The 13,481-nt window shown below is 31.5% G+C and carries 13 protein-coding genes; 1 reads left to right on the forward strand and 12 read right to left on the reverse strand.

Annotation, left to right across the window (positions count from 1 at the left end; translation table 11 throughout):
- The first annotated feature begins 15 nt into the window (after positions 1-15).
- Positions 16-462, forward strand: coding sequence for a GNAT family N-acetyltransferase (locus C8D80_RS07985; RefSeq protein WP_133609138.1), 447 nt, complete (start codon positions 16-18; stop codon positions 460-462).
- A gap of 218 nt (positions 463-680) precedes the next feature.
- Here C8D80_RS07985 and C8D80_RS07990 read toward each other — a convergent pair whose 3' ends face one another.
- The 12 genes from C8D80_RS07990 to C8D80_RS08045 all read right to left on the reverse strand — a co-directional run bounded on the left by C8D80_RS07990 (position 681) and on the right by C8D80_RS08045 (position 13,351).
- Entirely contained in the window at positions 681-3,341 is a 2,661-nt protein-coding gene (locus C8D80_RS07990) for a TonB-dependent receptor (protein ID WP_133609140.1), read from the reverse strand.
- 40 nt (positions 3,342-3,381) lie between these two features.
- A complete protein-coding gene (locus tag C8D80_RS07995) occupies positions 3,382-4,083 on the reverse strand; it encodes a GLPGLI family protein (RefSeq protein WP_133609142.1) in 702 nt (233 codons plus the stop codon).
- Positions 4,084-4,136: 53 nt separating this feature from the next.
- Positions 4,137-4,403 carry a hypothetical protein gene (locus C8D80_RS08000; protein WP_162845047.1) on the reverse strand — a complete coding sequence of 89 codons (267 nt, stop codon included), beginning with the start codon at positions 4,401-4,403 and terminating at the stop codon, positions 4,137-4,139.
- Positions 4,404-4,699: 296 nt separating this feature from the next.
- Positions 4,700-5,377: a GLPGLI family protein gene (locus tag C8D80_RS08005; RefSeq protein ID WP_133609147.1), complete on the reverse strand. Its 678-nt coding sequence runs from the start codon at positions 5,375-5,377 to the stop codon at positions 4,700-4,702.
- A gap of 39 nt (positions 5,378-5,416) precedes the next feature.
- Positions 5,417-5,710 (reverse strand): hypothetical protein, encoded by a 294-nt coding sequence (locus C8D80_RS08010; RefSeq protein ID WP_133609149.1) that lies wholly within the window; start codon positions 5,708-5,710, stop codon positions 5,417-5,419.
- 298 nt (positions 5,711-6,008) lie between these two features.
- Positions 6,009-6,710 (reverse strand): GLPGLI family protein, encoded by a 702-nt coding sequence (locus tag C8D80_RS08015; protein ID WP_133609151.1) that lies wholly within the window; start codon positions 6,708-6,710, stop codon positions 6,009-6,011.
- Positions 6,711-6,727: 17 nt separating this feature from the next.
- Positions 6,728-7,429, reverse strand: coding sequence for a GLPGLI family protein (locus tag C8D80_RS08020; protein WP_133609153.1), 702 nt, complete (start codon positions 7,427-7,429; stop codon positions 6,728-6,730).
- Positions 7,430-7,445: 16 nt separating this feature from the next.
- A complete protein-coding gene (locus tag C8D80_RS08025; RefSeq protein ID WP_133609155.1) occupies positions 7,446-8,297 on the reverse strand; it encodes an OmpA family protein in 852 nt (283 codons plus the stop codon).
- A 1-nt stretch (position 8,298) separates the two neighbouring features.
- Positions 8,299-9,933, reverse strand: a complete 1,635-nt coding sequence (locus C8D80_RS08030) for a S41 family peptidase (protein ID WP_133609157.1) — start codon at positions 9,931-9,933, stop codon at positions 8,299-8,301.
- A 71-nt stretch (positions 9,934-10,004) separates the two neighbouring features.
- Complete coding sequence (gene rnpA / locus C8D80_RS08035; protein ID WP_133609159.1) at positions 10,005-10,376, reverse strand: ribonuclease P protein component; 372 nt, start codon at positions 10,374-10,376, stop codon at positions 10,005-10,007.
- Positions 10,377-10,400: 24 nt separating this feature from the next.
- On the reverse strand, positions 10,401-11,090 hold the full coding sequence (locus C8D80_RS08040; RefSeq protein WP_133609161.1) for a hypothetical protein: 690 nt from the start codon (positions 11,088-11,090) through the stop codon (positions 10,401-10,403).
- A gap of 140 nt (positions 11,091-11,230) precedes the next feature.
- Positions 11,231-13,351 carry an elongation factor G gene (locus C8D80_RS08045; protein WP_133609163.1) on the reverse strand — a complete coding sequence of 707 codons (2,121 nt, stop codon included), beginning with the start codon at positions 13,349-13,351 and terminating at the stop codon, positions 11,231-11,233.
- Positions 13,352-13,481: the final 130 nt, after the last annotated feature.

Consider the following 13,481-nt stretch of genomic DNA (forward strand, 5'->3'; position numbering starts at 1 on the left):
ACTTCTTTTTTTATCATGGAAATAACATTCAAAATAAAGCGATTTAACGAACTTTCTACAGTTGAACTATATTCTTTACTACAGCTTCGCTCAGAAGTGTTTGTAGTGGAGCAAAATTGCGTTTATCAAGACATTGATGGCAAAGACGAGAAAGCACTTCACGTTTTAGGCTATTACAATGGCGATTTAGCAGCGTATTCTCGTTTGTTCAACAAAGGCTATTATTTTGATGAAACTTCGATTGGACGCGTTGTGGTAAGCCCAAAGTACCGCGATAAAAAATTCGGTCACGATTTAATGCGCGTTTCTATTGAAGCTATAAAAGAAAATTTCAACGAAACAGCTATTACTATTTCCGCTCAAGAATATCTAAAAAAATTCTACGAATCACAAGGATTTATCCAAACCAGTGAAATGTATTTAGAAGACGATATTCCGCATATTCAGATGAAGAGGAGTTAATTTTACACAGAGATTCTCCGAGTTTTTTTGATATAAAATGTGTTGAGTAGAGTTCCACAGAGCCATTTTACTTCTATTTTGTCACGCTGTTAAGCGTCTCTTTTAAACACAAGGAACACAAAGAAGACACAAAGTTCACTAAGATTTTGTTTCAAGTTTCAAGTTTTGAAATTTTGTATGAACTTGCTTTTGATTTTTGAATTTGATTTTTGCTCTTGCTACAGCTTATAACTAATCGTCAACATTACAATTCTCGGTAATGTGTATGTTGTAGAACTTGAAATCATAAAATCGGAGAAAGAGTTGTTGATTTTAGTTCCATTGTTTAAGTAATTCTGTGCCGAAAGTTCAAAACGGAACGGGTTGTTTTTCTTTTGATAACTCAAATACGCATTGGCAATTCTAAAATCAGTTGCGATGTTGTTGCTGTTTTCGTTGAAGGTTACTTCGTAATCGGTTTTAAAATTAAAATGTTTCCAAAAATCGATATCCAAATCAAAACCAAATCGGTCAGAAGTTAATTTTGAATTCGTTAATCCTGAAAATTGACTAAATGTTTTGTTATAACTCACACTCGCACTTGGCCATTTTTTGTTGGCTGTTCGTAACTTAATTCCAATACTTTGATTGTTTCTGTCGTTAATTATCGTTTGGTTGTTTACTGTTTGAACGTAGTTGAACCATGATAAATTAGCATTTAAACCCAATCTAAATTTGTGGATTTTTTTATCTATATTTCCATATACACGATAGGTAGTTTCTGGATTATCCGTAATGGTTGGCGTTGTAAATTGATTGATACCATCTAAACCAATTTCATTACGAATGGTTCTTACTTTTTTGGTAAAACTTGCATTAGCAAACAACATGATGCCGCGATACATACTGGTTTTGGAATAGTTTAATGTCGCATTATGAAAACGTTCGTTTCGCAACAACGCATTTCCTCTAAAAACCGAATTATAACTTTGTAGCGTATAACGTTCTAACAAACGATTCGCTTCTGGATATTCATTTACCAAACGATAATTGAATTTCAAATTTTCCGATTGATTGAATTCGTATTCGCTTAACCAACTAGGTTGTAAAAATGTGTTGTTTAAGGTGTAATCAGCTGCAATTTGTTGCGTTTTCAAATGATAGTAATGGGCATAAATGGCAGGTTTGTTCACCCATTTTCCAATTTTAAACTTATATTCTAAACCTAAATACAAATCATTTAGCAAATAATCCATATCGTTACCAAAACCGTCGGTAGCAAAATCATTGATTGTTCCGTCGGTTAGGTATTGTTTTTCGGTGATTTGTAGTTGTGTTGTTCCTAAATTATTTCCAACATTGGTATACAAATGATTGTAATTGTTGATAATCCAATAATGTTTAAAAAGCGCATCAACACTACTGTTTTTTACTTTTTTTACTTGTTGAATGTTGTAAAACGAATCATTTTCTAACGGAATTAATCCAGTTAAGAATTCAGTATCGGTTAACCAAGTATTGATGGGTTTTTGATTGTCGTAACTTTGATTGATGACCAAAGTGGTCGTATGTTTCGAATTTACTTGCTTGTGCCATTCTAAAAACTGCTTGATTTGAACATTATCAGCTGAATTCAACGTTTCAAAAGAAGTTTGTTGTCCATCGAGTCTTGAATTTAAAACCGAAGTCATGTCATTGGCGCTCGATTGAAATTGGCCATTGTAAAACCATTTCTCTTTAGTGTTGGGCGTGTAGTTTAATTTTACGTTTCCAATGCCTAAAATCGATTTATTTTCACCTTTATTGATGCGTTCTTCTGAAGTGGCGGTTGTGTTTTGAAGATATTCAATATTACTTTCAGTTAAAGTGCTGGTAAAAAGTTTAGAAAAAATAGCAAAACCTTCTACGTCTAATTTAGAATTGATTTCTTGGCGAAAGTTCAAAGCGCTAAATTGCGATTTATTTTCTATGACATCGGTGTTATCACTTGCAAACGAATACAAATCGGTCAATTGTTTTCTTCCCGAAATAAAGCTGCTAGCGCCACCTTGAAAGCGCATCATATCTTGAAAAGAAAAAGTGCGTTTACCAATGTTGTTGAGGTCGCCAATGAAACTCACATTCGTTTTAGTTGCATAATAGAACAGAGCAGCGTGACCCAGATAAAACCCATTATTATCTGCTACTTCGGCACCTGCATCAACATCGCCAAAAATGAATTTCTTTTTATCTTCTTTTAGTTTGATGTTCATCGCCAAGTCTTCAGAATCGGAAACTTGTTTTAGAAAACCTACTTCGTTGAAGTTGTCAATTACTTCTACTTTATCTACTGCATCGGCTGGAATATTTTCTACCCCTAACTTCGTTCCACCACCAAAAAACGATTTATTTTCTACTAAAAACTTGGTTACTTTTTTGCCCTGAACGGTTACGCCTCCGTTTTTATCAACTTCTACACCAGGTAGTTTTTCTAATTGTTCTTTTAGTTTGCGCTCGTTGCCGTTAGCAAAAGCTTTTACATCGTAAATTAAAGTATCCTTTTTAACCACAACCGGTTTGTAATCATAGGTTATGGTAATTTCTTTTAATTCTTGCCCATTTTCTTTGAGTTTAAAATGGTGTTCTTTTTGCGAAAAATTTGCCGGAAGATTTAAAATTTCTTCTACAAAACCTAAATACGAAACTCGAACTTCATACGGAACATCTTTTTCTAATTCTAATTTGTAACGCCCCAAATGATCGGCAATAGCAAATTTTAACCCTTGTTTTTCCACTAAAGGTTTAGCAATTACATTGGCATTTTGTAATGGGTTTCCAAGGGAATCTTTCACCGTGCCAGTTAAGGTTTGAGAAAAAGAGAATAAAGGAAAAAGTAGGAGAAGAATTAGATATTTTGGCATTTAGAATTGTAAGTGTTGAGACTTATTTTATTTATTATTACTAAAATCTTGATTTTGATAGTTTTATGAATAAATTTTGATATTCCTGATGAGAAATTTTTATTCCTTTTTTTGGGATTTGAATCTTTTCTAAAGGTGCTTTTAATTCGATTTTTATTGCTCCAAATACATTGTTTTTTTCTTGTAGTTCTAATATCATTCCTGGTAAACCACCATAGCCTGCAGGTCCAAATTTATATGGTATTTCAGGACAATACCAAGCAATTACTGGATGAACAAATTTTCCTTTAGAATTTATTACTATATATTCTGTTGTAGCTTTATAACAAATGTAATTATCTATTTTTTTGGATTCATTTGTTAAGTTCCATTTCTTTTCGATGGGTTTTACTATCAAGTATTGGTTTTCTTCAAATGCGCCTTCTGAATTATTTTGATAGATACTATCTTTATAAACTATTATTTCTTTTCGACATCTACTCTTCATTAAAGCGCCTTTTGTTTCTTTTCCATCTAATTCAGCTATTTGAGTGTTTTCAAACTTTGCAATAGTATCTCTAAAAATTAAACGGAAATTTAAATATTTAGCGCTTTCCATATCCTCTCTATACATTTTACCAACAATTTCATTATCAAGTAATTGTTTGTCTTCAAGAATTTTAAAATTGTAGGTAATTATATTATTTTGGCTATTACTATAATTAAAAAAAAGCAAAAATATTAATAGGGTATATGTTTTCATTGTAATGGTTTTAAACAACCCAAGTAGATTCTTGGGTTGTTGTTTTAGATAAATTATGCTTGAGTTACTTTTTTCGTTTTACCAATGCAAACATTGTAAACTTTAAGACCTTCTTCATATGCTTCTTCAACAGACCAACCTGCCGCTTCATAAACATCCATTGTATCATTAGCTAATTTGTCACAATCTACTTCAACAGTTGCTTTAACACTTTCTTTTTTTGCTAATATAGCTTCAACCTTTTTTTCTTCATTTTCATTTGCCATCCCAGCAAACGAAAACGCTACTAGTGCAACTGCACTAAAAATCATTTTTTGCATTTTGTTTAAATTTTTAAAATTAACAAATTGTTTGTAATAACAACTGCAATTTAAAGTATACTTTCTTATTCCTGTTACAGATTTTCTGTACATTTTCAATTATTTTTTTCAGTGTTTGCTGGGATTTTGGTTTTAAAAAAGTGATTTATTGAAAATAAAAACGCTGAATTTATATTTTTTGAAATGGACATGATTAGATTTTGTCAGCGAGTTTTTCAACTTGCCGGTTAAGGTTTGAGAAAGAGTAAGGATTGGAAAAAGAAGTATTATAAGTTTTAAATAAATTTTCAAAGAAATTAATTTTTATTCAATATTCTTTTTAAATATACATCTTCAGCGATAGCCTTATGAATAGAAATTTCTTTAATTTTTTCATTGCTTTTTAAATCAATGTTTTTTGCAAAAATCACAAAGTTTCTGTCGCGAACTTCCAAAACTAAACCAGGTAAACCAACAAACATTCCAGGTCCAAATGAATACGGTAAATCTGGCGCATACCAAGCAATAATAGGAAAAACAAACTTTCCTTTAGAATTTATTACTGTTTTTTCAGAAGTTGCTTTGTAACATTTTATATTATCTATCATTTTTTCTTCGTTATGTAAAATCCAATTTAGTTTATTACTTACAATATAACTAACATCAGATATTCTATGCAATAATATATGAGAACTTCTGTTAAAAAAATATTCTCCCTCTATTACCATATTTGAAGCTAAAAATATTTTACTTTTATTTGGGATATTTAATTGTTCTTTAGTTTTAAAAAAAGATACTGTGTCATTAAAAATTAATTCAAATTTTATATCGTCTTTTGTTTCATTAATAGTTTTTAATAAAAAAGAGTTTTTCATCTTTTCATCGTTGATTTCTTCTAAATTAAAAAGTAATCCATATTCAATTTTTTTTGTGTTTTGTGAAACTGTTAAATAAAAATTAAAAAAGATTAAAAGAGTTGATATGTAAATTTTCATTTTAATTTGATTTTAACGGCTGTTTTAAACAGCCGCATATTAGTAATCAGAAAGTTCTTTTACTTTTGGATTAATTTCATCCCATGAATACCCAGAGCAAATAGCGTACCATATATTCATCCATAATGTGGCTTGGGTTTCTGTTGCTCCCATTAGTAAAGCTAAATCATATTCGTATCCAGCTGATTCTAAACAATCCATGTTAATAGATTTATTTTCAACTTTTTCAAATTGAATAGTTTCAACTTCAACCTTTTTCTCTTCAATTTCATTTGCCATCCCAGAAACTGAGAAAGCAACAAGTGCCACTGCACTAAAAAATACTTTTTTCATTCTTTAAATTTTTAAAATTAATGTTTTGTTTGTGTATATACAAAGACAAATTTAAAACATGAATTTTTATTCCTGTTACAGATTTTCTGTACATTTTCAATTATTTTTTTCAGTGTTTACTGGGATTTTGGTTTTAAAAAAGTGATTTAGTGAAAATAAAAACGCTGATTTTATATTTTTTGAAATTTAAAACATTAGATTTTGTCAGCGAGTTTTTCACCGTGCCAGTTAAGGTTTGGGAAATGAGAATATAGGAAAAAGTAGTAATATAATTAGGTGTTTTGGCATTTATTTATAATTATTCGTCTAGTACAAATTTCATTTTTTCTTTTATTATTTCGTCGTATTTATCTTGAGAAATAATTTTTTTAAAATCAATTTCTTTAAACTTAATAGTTTTATCATCAAAATTAATGGATTTCAATCCATAAATTACATTATCAATTTGAAGTTCTACAATTAATCCAGGTAAATTTCCATAACCATTAGGTCCAAATTGATAAGCTAATTCAGGACAATACCATGCGATTATGGGAATTGAATTGTTGTTTTTTGTCTTTTTATTTGTTATTGCTTTGTAACAACTATAATTTCCAATTTTTTTATTTTCAGTTGTTAAAGTCCAATTATATTCTGTTTTTTCTTCTAAAATATAGGTTTTATTATCAATTTCTTTTTCAATAAAAGTTTTACTTTTAGTTTTTCTAACAAAACCTTGATACCTAGAAAATGCTTTAACCATTCTAAAAGAATGATATTCAATTTCTAGATTATCATTAATAAAAAAATCACTGCTATCTTTAGAAAAAATCAAATGAAATGTAAATTGGTTACTGTTTTCTTGTGCAATTTTATAATAGGAATTGTAAGGAGAAGTCTTGTCTATATCTTCTTTATTGTTTATTGAAACGGAATATATAGCTTTGTTTTTTTGAGCATAGGTGCTTGAATATAAACAAGATAAAACAAGAAGGGTTTTTATTAATGATGCGTTTTTCATAGAAAATTAATAAATCATTAAAATTGTTTTTTTACTGCTTCACCAACTTTATTTTGATATTCTTGCTCACTAATTATTTTACCTTCTTTTGGTAATACAATTTCTTTAATGTCATTTGAAAACGCAATTTTTTCAACACCAAAAACACTATTCCACTCTTGTAATTCTAATATCAAACCAGGAAGACCACCATATCCTCTAGGTCCAATTGAAATAGGAATTTGTGGACAAAACCAAGCAATTACTGGATGTTTGAAGATTTTTCCATTATCCACTATATATTCATTGGTTGCCTTATAACAAGTGTAGCCATCGATGACTTTGGATTCATTTGTATACACCCAATTTTGGTTTAAAGGATCTATTATTAAAAACTCATTTTCTTTAAAAAGACCATTTGAATTATTATGATAAATTTTATTCTTAAAAATATAAATTTCTTTTCTTGCTCTACTGTCTAGTATTGCCATTTCTAAATTTTCTCCATCCAAAGCCATGTTTTTTATGAGTTTAAATTCTGAAATGGAATCATTGAATGTCAATTCAAATTTAAGATGTTTTGCGCCTTCAATTGCTTGTAAAAAAAACTTTCCAATAACTTCGTTTTTAATGAATTTTTCATCCTCTAAAATTTTGAAATTATAGGTTATGGTTCCTTTTTTCTGAGAAAAAGCAATAGTAGTAAAAAGAGTTACTATACAAAAAAAGAAATATTTCATGATGTGTTTGTTTAATCTACTTCTTCGGTTCTACTGGAACCACATCATTTTTGGTAATCAAAAGTTCCACTCTTCTATCTAAAGTACTTCCTTGTTTTAAGGATTGGGTATTACCATAGCCTTTATAGCTCATGCGAACTTTACTGATGCGTTTCATCAAAAAGTAATTATATACTCTTTTAGCGCGATTTATTGATAATTCTCGCTTTTTAGTATCACGATCAATTGCTTCTTTTTGGAAGGTTGGCGTACAACAAACATGGCCTTGAATTTCGAAATGGATGTTTTTGTATTTATGTAATTCTAAGGCAATTCGGTCTAATTCTTTCTTGGCTTTATAGGTCAATTGGCTACTGCCTCTTTCAAACAAAACGTGGTCAAGATAAATCCTATCGCCTACAATTCTATCTTTTTTAATCGTACTATAAACGCCAGGAATTTTAAAATCTTCAATTACAATAGGTTTGAAATTTACTACTACGTCTACTCTTCGGTTTTTTGAACGTGCTTCAGGAACATTGGTTTGCATGTCTTCATCAAGCATGATTCTACCTTTTCCTTCTAACGTAATGATAATTTTACTTTTGATACCTCTTTCAATCAACTTGTTCTTAACAGTATTAGCTCTGTTGGTCGATAAAGTATAGTTATATTGATCTTTTCCGCGGTCATCACAATAGCCAAAAATCTGAACCGATTCAATGCGCGAAGTGTCTATTTTGCTAACGAAAGCTACTACGGCATTGGCTTGTTCTTCTTTTAAATTGTATTTGTCAAATTCGAAAAATATCGAGTGTACCTCTTCATCTTCTTGAGCAAATGAGACTACTGAAAACAGTAAAAATAGTAGGGAAAATAAACGTGTCATCTTATTTTTTTAATATCGATTTGTATTGCGTTTGATTGTTTAATAAGGCAATGGCTTTTTCAATTTCTAAGTTTTCTTTGGTGTAAAATTGGTATAAACCTTCGCGATATTGGTAACGTGTGATTAAATCTTCCTGAATTAGTTTTTTGATTTGGTTCTTGTTTTTGTCCAATTCCATTTCCTGATTTTTCTCAATAGCCAATTCTAATTGTTTGTATTCATTCGTAATTTGAGTGTCTATTTTTTCTTTTTTAGCGGTTTCAAGCACGTTTTTAAGCGCTTTATTGGTTTCGGTGTCTAAACTGATTTTCTCTTGTTTTAAAAAGGTCTTAAACGCAATAAAATCAGCATCTGAAATGGTAGGAATTCCTGAAACGGTTGGGTTTTTATAATACCATTGCGTAGCAAAGTTAAAAATTGCATCTGTTTTAACTACAGCATCCGTAATGGTTGCCATTTTTGTTTCTTCAATTTCCATATCGGGTAAAACACCACCGCCATCATAAACCGTTCTTCCAGCCTTAGTTTTGAAGGCAGTGAATTCAGTTTGATTTTTCTTGATTGCTTTTCCGTTTTCGTCTTTTTTCGAATAATCTAAAGCTTGAATACATCTTCCAGAAGGTGTGTAATATCTTGAAATCGTGACTTTTACTTGCGTACCATAAGACAAATCTAATGGACGTTGTACCAATCCTTTTCCAAAACTTCTCGTTCCTAAAATTACACCTCTATCTAAATCTTGAATCGCACCCGCTACAATTTCCGAAGCCGAAGCACTTTTCCCGTCCACTATAACTGCAATCGGAATTTCTAAATCGATAGGTTCGTTTTTGGTACGATATTCTAAATTATGTTTTGGATTTTTCGATTTTGTGGTTACAATCAATTCGTTTTTCGGCACAAAAAGATTGCAAATATTCACTGCTTCATGCAACAAACCACCAGGATTTCCTCTTAAATCTAAAATGATTTTGGTAGCGCCTTGTTTTTTCAATTCTAACAATGCTGCTTTGGTTTCAAAGCTCGCCTTTTCAGTGAATTTCGTTAAAACAATGTAACCTGTATTGTCTTTTAAAAGCGAGAAAAACGGAACTGCTTTAATTTCAACATCATCTAAAATAATAGTGGCGTTCTGCGTTTTTCCTTGACGAATGTATTGAATTTCAACTTTCGTGTTTTTTGCACCACGAAACAATTGCGAAGCGTCTTCTTTGTATTCTTTTAAGCTAATATCTCCAATTTGAATTACCTCATCACCAGCTTTTAAACCGGCTTTATCGGCTGGAAAGCCTTTGTAAATTTCTTTAAGAAAAACTTTTCCTTCTTTGCGTTGCACCATAGCGCCAATGCCAGTGTATTCGCCCGTATTGTTGATTTTGAATTTTAAAACGTCTTGTTCGTTAAAGAAAACGGTGTACGGATCTAATTCTTTCAACATGTTTTTTATGGCGTTATCCATCATTTCACCCGGATTGGTTTCATCCACGTAATTTTGGTTAACGGTTTTGAAAAGTCCAGTAAAGATTTCAATTTGCTTGGCAATTTCAAAAAAGTCGTTCTTGAAACTAACACCCACAAATAAGAAACCCGCAGCCAGAACAGGAATGATAATTTTTCCTCTGAAATATTTTTTCATGTTGAAGTATTGAATTATACTAGTTTACGAAAGTAAAGAATCTTGAGCAAAAATTAAACCAAAAGTGCAATTTACTTCTGCCTTTCGTTGAATTTTTGAAAAAGTTGGATGGTTTTCTCTTCAATTTCTTGATAGGAAAGTCGCTCTTTTGTTTGATAGAAAAACATAAACGCATGTGGTTTTTCTAAATTATCAATCAAAAGATGCTTGTTTAAACGATAGGTTTCGCGCAAAACACGTTTGAAATAATTGCGATCTACCGCTTTTTTAAAGTATTTTTTAGAGACTGAAACACCCATTTTAATGAGTTCCGCATTAGGTTCTGTATTTTCTACATAAACCAAACGTAACGGATATTTTGAAACCGATTTCCCTCCCGAAAACAACAAGTCAATCGTAGTTTTGCTTTTTAATTTTTCGTGTTTGGGATAAGTGAATTTCATGTAGCAAAGTTAGAAAACTTTAAACTAAGATGTGTATTTAAGTTTTAATTCTTCTTGTAGTATTACAAATTTGTAAAAAGTGAAGTTGGAAATTCCAAACAAAATAATGGTTAACATTCTTAAAATTTCATCAGGATAGTAATACTTGTTGATTAAGAAAACTCCAATTTGAATCACAAACAAAATGGCGCTTATAATTAACCAATATAACCTTTTCTTATCTTGAAACAGGAAATTATAAGCAGCCATTCCGCCAATGAAAGATGTTAAAAATCCGTTTACAACCCATGGATAAAAATCTATTTTCACTTCGCTTTCTATCAAAAGTAACGCATATAGATAGATAAAAAAGAAAGGAATAGAAGCTAAAACTATCGCCAACCAATTTTTATTTTCAATACTTTTATAAACGATGATGAAGATTAATATGCGATAAGCAAGTGAAATGATAGCTCCAATAAAATTAAAGAAAGGCGTATTTTCTCTAAAGAATAAATAGGCAAAAAAGAACAAAATTAAAGCGCTAAAATAGAGCGTGCTTTTGATTTTTGAAGCAAGAAAATACATTAAAATAAGAAGCGGAATCCGAATACTACCTAACAGAAATTCAAGAATGGGAAATGATTTCAAATCAAAAAAGGAAAAGGCAACAACCACTAAGATGTATAGTATTGTTAATTGTGATACCGTTTTATTTTTATCTAAAATTTCCACCCGATTATATTTTATACTAATTTACTAATAATCAGTAGTAAATTTTTTATTTTCTCATTTTATTTTTTAAACCGTAAAAAATACGCACAAAAAAAGCTTCTTCAATTTGAAGAAGCTTTTCCAGAATCAAAATTCTTTCATTATTCAGATAAAACCGCATTGCTTATAACTAAACTTTCCTGAACATGAGTTGGAACCAGTTGATAATTACTAAATTCCAATTTGAATTTTGCTTTTCCTTGTGTTAATGAACGAAGTGTTGAGCCGTAATCTTTGAGTTCGGCTAATGGCACTTCGGAAATAATTTTTTGATAATGACCATCGGTGTCCATACCTTGAATGATGGCTCTTCGGGTTTGTAAATCGCCCATGACGTCGCCGGTGTAGGCATCTTCGCAAAGCACCTCAAGTTGATAGTAAGGCTCTAAAAGCTGAGGTCTTGCTTCGTTAAAAGCTTCTTTAAACGCATGAGAAGCGGCCAATTGGAACGAAATATCATTACTGTCTACCGCATGCATTTTACCATCGTAAATACAAACGCGAATGTTTTGACAATTAGAACCCGTTAACGGACCTTCAGTCATGGATTGCATGATTCCTTTTTTGATAGCAGTAGCGTATCTATTATCAATAGCGCCACCCACAATACACCAATAGAAAGCAAATTTTCCACCCCAAGGCAATTCTTCAATTTCTTTGTTGCGAACGTTTACTCCTTGTGGTTCTGGCATATCATCATAATAAGGCTCAATCGTTAAATGAACTTCACCAAATTGTCCAGCACCACCACTTTGTTTTTTATGACGGTATTCAGCTTTTGCGGCTTTAGTTATGGTTTCACGATAAGGCACTTTTGGTTCTTCAAAAACGATTTCGATATTGTTTTCATTTTCAACACGATGTTTGATTAAATCCAAATGCAATTGTCCTTGACCGTTAACAATAGTTTGTTTTAATTCCGAAGATTGTTCCACTTTAAAAGTCAAATCTTCTTCTTCAATTTGATGGAATGCTTTAATCATTTTTTCCATATCGGCAAGATTAGCAGTAGCTACCGCTTTTCTAATTCTGCTATCAGGAAATTGCATTTTTCTTACTTTTCTTTCTACACCTTTAGCATTCAATGTGTTGTTTGAATGTCCAAATTTCAATCGAACAGTTACGCCCAAATCTCCTGCAACTAATTTTTCTACTGAAGTTCTTTGTTTACCTTCGGCTACGAATAATTGAGTTAAGCGTTCAGTTTCTCCGTTATCGGAATTTACCAATTCATCGCCAGCATTCAATTCACCTGAAAGGACTTTGAAATAGGAAACCATTCCCACTTGTGGTTCTGAAAGCGTTTTGTAAATGAAAATAGTAGTTTTGTCTGAAGCATCGCATTTTAATTCGCCTCCATTTTCTAATTTTTTCGCTGGTCTATCGGCTGGAGATGGCGCAATATCATCGATGAATCCCATAACTCTTCCGCTTCCCATATCTTTCAATCCCGAAGCACAGAAAACTGGAAATATTTGTTGGTTAGCAAGCGCAATGGTTAACCCTTTTGCTAATTCTTCTTCATCTAAATTGCCTTTTTCGAAGTATTTTTCCATTAAACCTTCTTCGTTTTCCGCTGCAGCTTCAACTAATGCATTATGAAGCGCATTTGCTTTTTCTAATTCGGATTCAGGAATTGGCATTTTTTCTGGTTTTCCACCATTTTCTGTGAAAACATACATTGTCATGCGAAGTACATCGATAATGCTATTAAATTTTTCACCTGAATTGTAAGGATATTGAATCGGAATTACCTTATTCCCAAAGCGATTTACCGCTTGCTCTAAAGTAGTTTCAAAATCTGCTTTTGGTTGATCCATTTGATTGATAACAAAAAAAGCAGGCGTTTGATAGTTTTGAACGTATTCCCAAACAATTTCAGTGCCTACTTCTACGCCAGAAGCCGCATTTAGAAGAATTACAGTGGTATCGGCTACTTTAAGCGAAGAAACTACTTCGCCAATAAAATCGTCGAAACCTGGAGTGTCTATGATGTTGATTTTGTTGTTGTGCCATTTAACATGCATTAAGTGACTGTATAAGGTGTTTTCTCTTTCGTGTTCTAAATCGGTAAAATCCGAAATGGTATTGTGATTTTCAACCGAACCACGGCGTGGAATTACGCCACTTTCAAATAACATGGTCTCGATAAAGGTGGTTTTTCCAGAACCTGAATGCCCAAGAAATACCACGTTTCTAATGTCTTTGGTTGCAATGCTCATGACTTTATGTTTTTAAATGAATAACTAATTTTAATTGCATTTTTAGCACATTAAAATTACGAAAGACAAAACACGCAAATCATGACAATTATCATCTCAGCGATTGAAAATGAACACAAAAAAAGCGACC

The sequence above is a fragment of the Flavobacterium cheniae genome (genome assembly GCF_004363695.1).
In the GTDB taxonomy this organism is placed as follows: Bacteria; Bacteroidota; Bacteroidia; order Flavobacteriales; family Flavobacteriaceae; genus Flavobacterium; species Flavobacterium cheniae.

Bases quoted from the DNA above. Each gene is read 5' to 3' on its own strand.
- C8D80_RS07985 (WP_133609138.1), top strand. From the start codon at position 16: ATGGAAATAACATTCAAAATAAAGCGATTTAACGAACTTTCTACAGTT.
- rnpA (WP_133609159.1), bottom strand. From the start codon at position 10,376: ATGAAATTCACTTATCCCAAACACGAAAAATTAAAAAGCAAAACTACG.
- C8D80_RS07990 (WP_133609140.1), bottom strand. From the start codon at position 3,341: ATGCCAAAATATCTAATTCTTCTCCTACTTTTTCCTTTATTCTCTTTT.
- C8D80_RS08045 (WP_133609163.1), bottom strand. From the start codon at position 13,351: ATGAGCATTGCAACCAAAGACATTAGAAACGTGGTATTTCTTGGGCAT.
- C8D80_RS07995 (WP_133609142.1), bottom strand. From the start codon at position 4,083: ATGAAAACATATACCCTATTAATATTTTTGCTTTTTTTTAATTATAGT.
- C8D80_RS08010 (WP_133609149.1), bottom strand. From the start codon at position 5,710: ATGAAAAAAGTATTTTTTAGTGCAGTGGCACTTGTTGCTTTCTCAGTT.
- C8D80_RS08005 (WP_133609147.1), bottom strand. From the start codon at position 5,377: ATGAAAATTTACATATCAACTCTTTTAATCTTTTTTAATTTTTATTTA.
- C8D80_RS08000 (WP_162845047.1), bottom strand. From the start codon at position 4,403: ATGCAAAAAATGATTTTTAGTGCAGTTGCACTAGTAGCGTTTTCGTTT.
- C8D80_RS08020 (WP_133609153.1), bottom strand. From the start codon at position 7,429: ATGAAATATTTCTTTTTTTGTATAGTAACTCTTTTTACTACTATTGCT.
- C8D80_RS08025 (WP_133609155.1), bottom strand. From the start codon at position 8,297: ATGACACGTTTATTTTCCCTACTATTTTTACTGTTTTCAGTAGTCTCA.
- C8D80_RS08015 (WP_133609151.1), bottom strand. From the start codon at position 6,710: ATGAAAAACGCATCATTAATAAAAACCCTTCTTGTTTTATCTTGTTTA.
- C8D80_RS08030 (WP_133609157.1), bottom strand. From the start codon at position 9,933: ATGAAAAAATATTTCAGAGGAAAAATTATCATTCCTGTTCTGGCTGCG.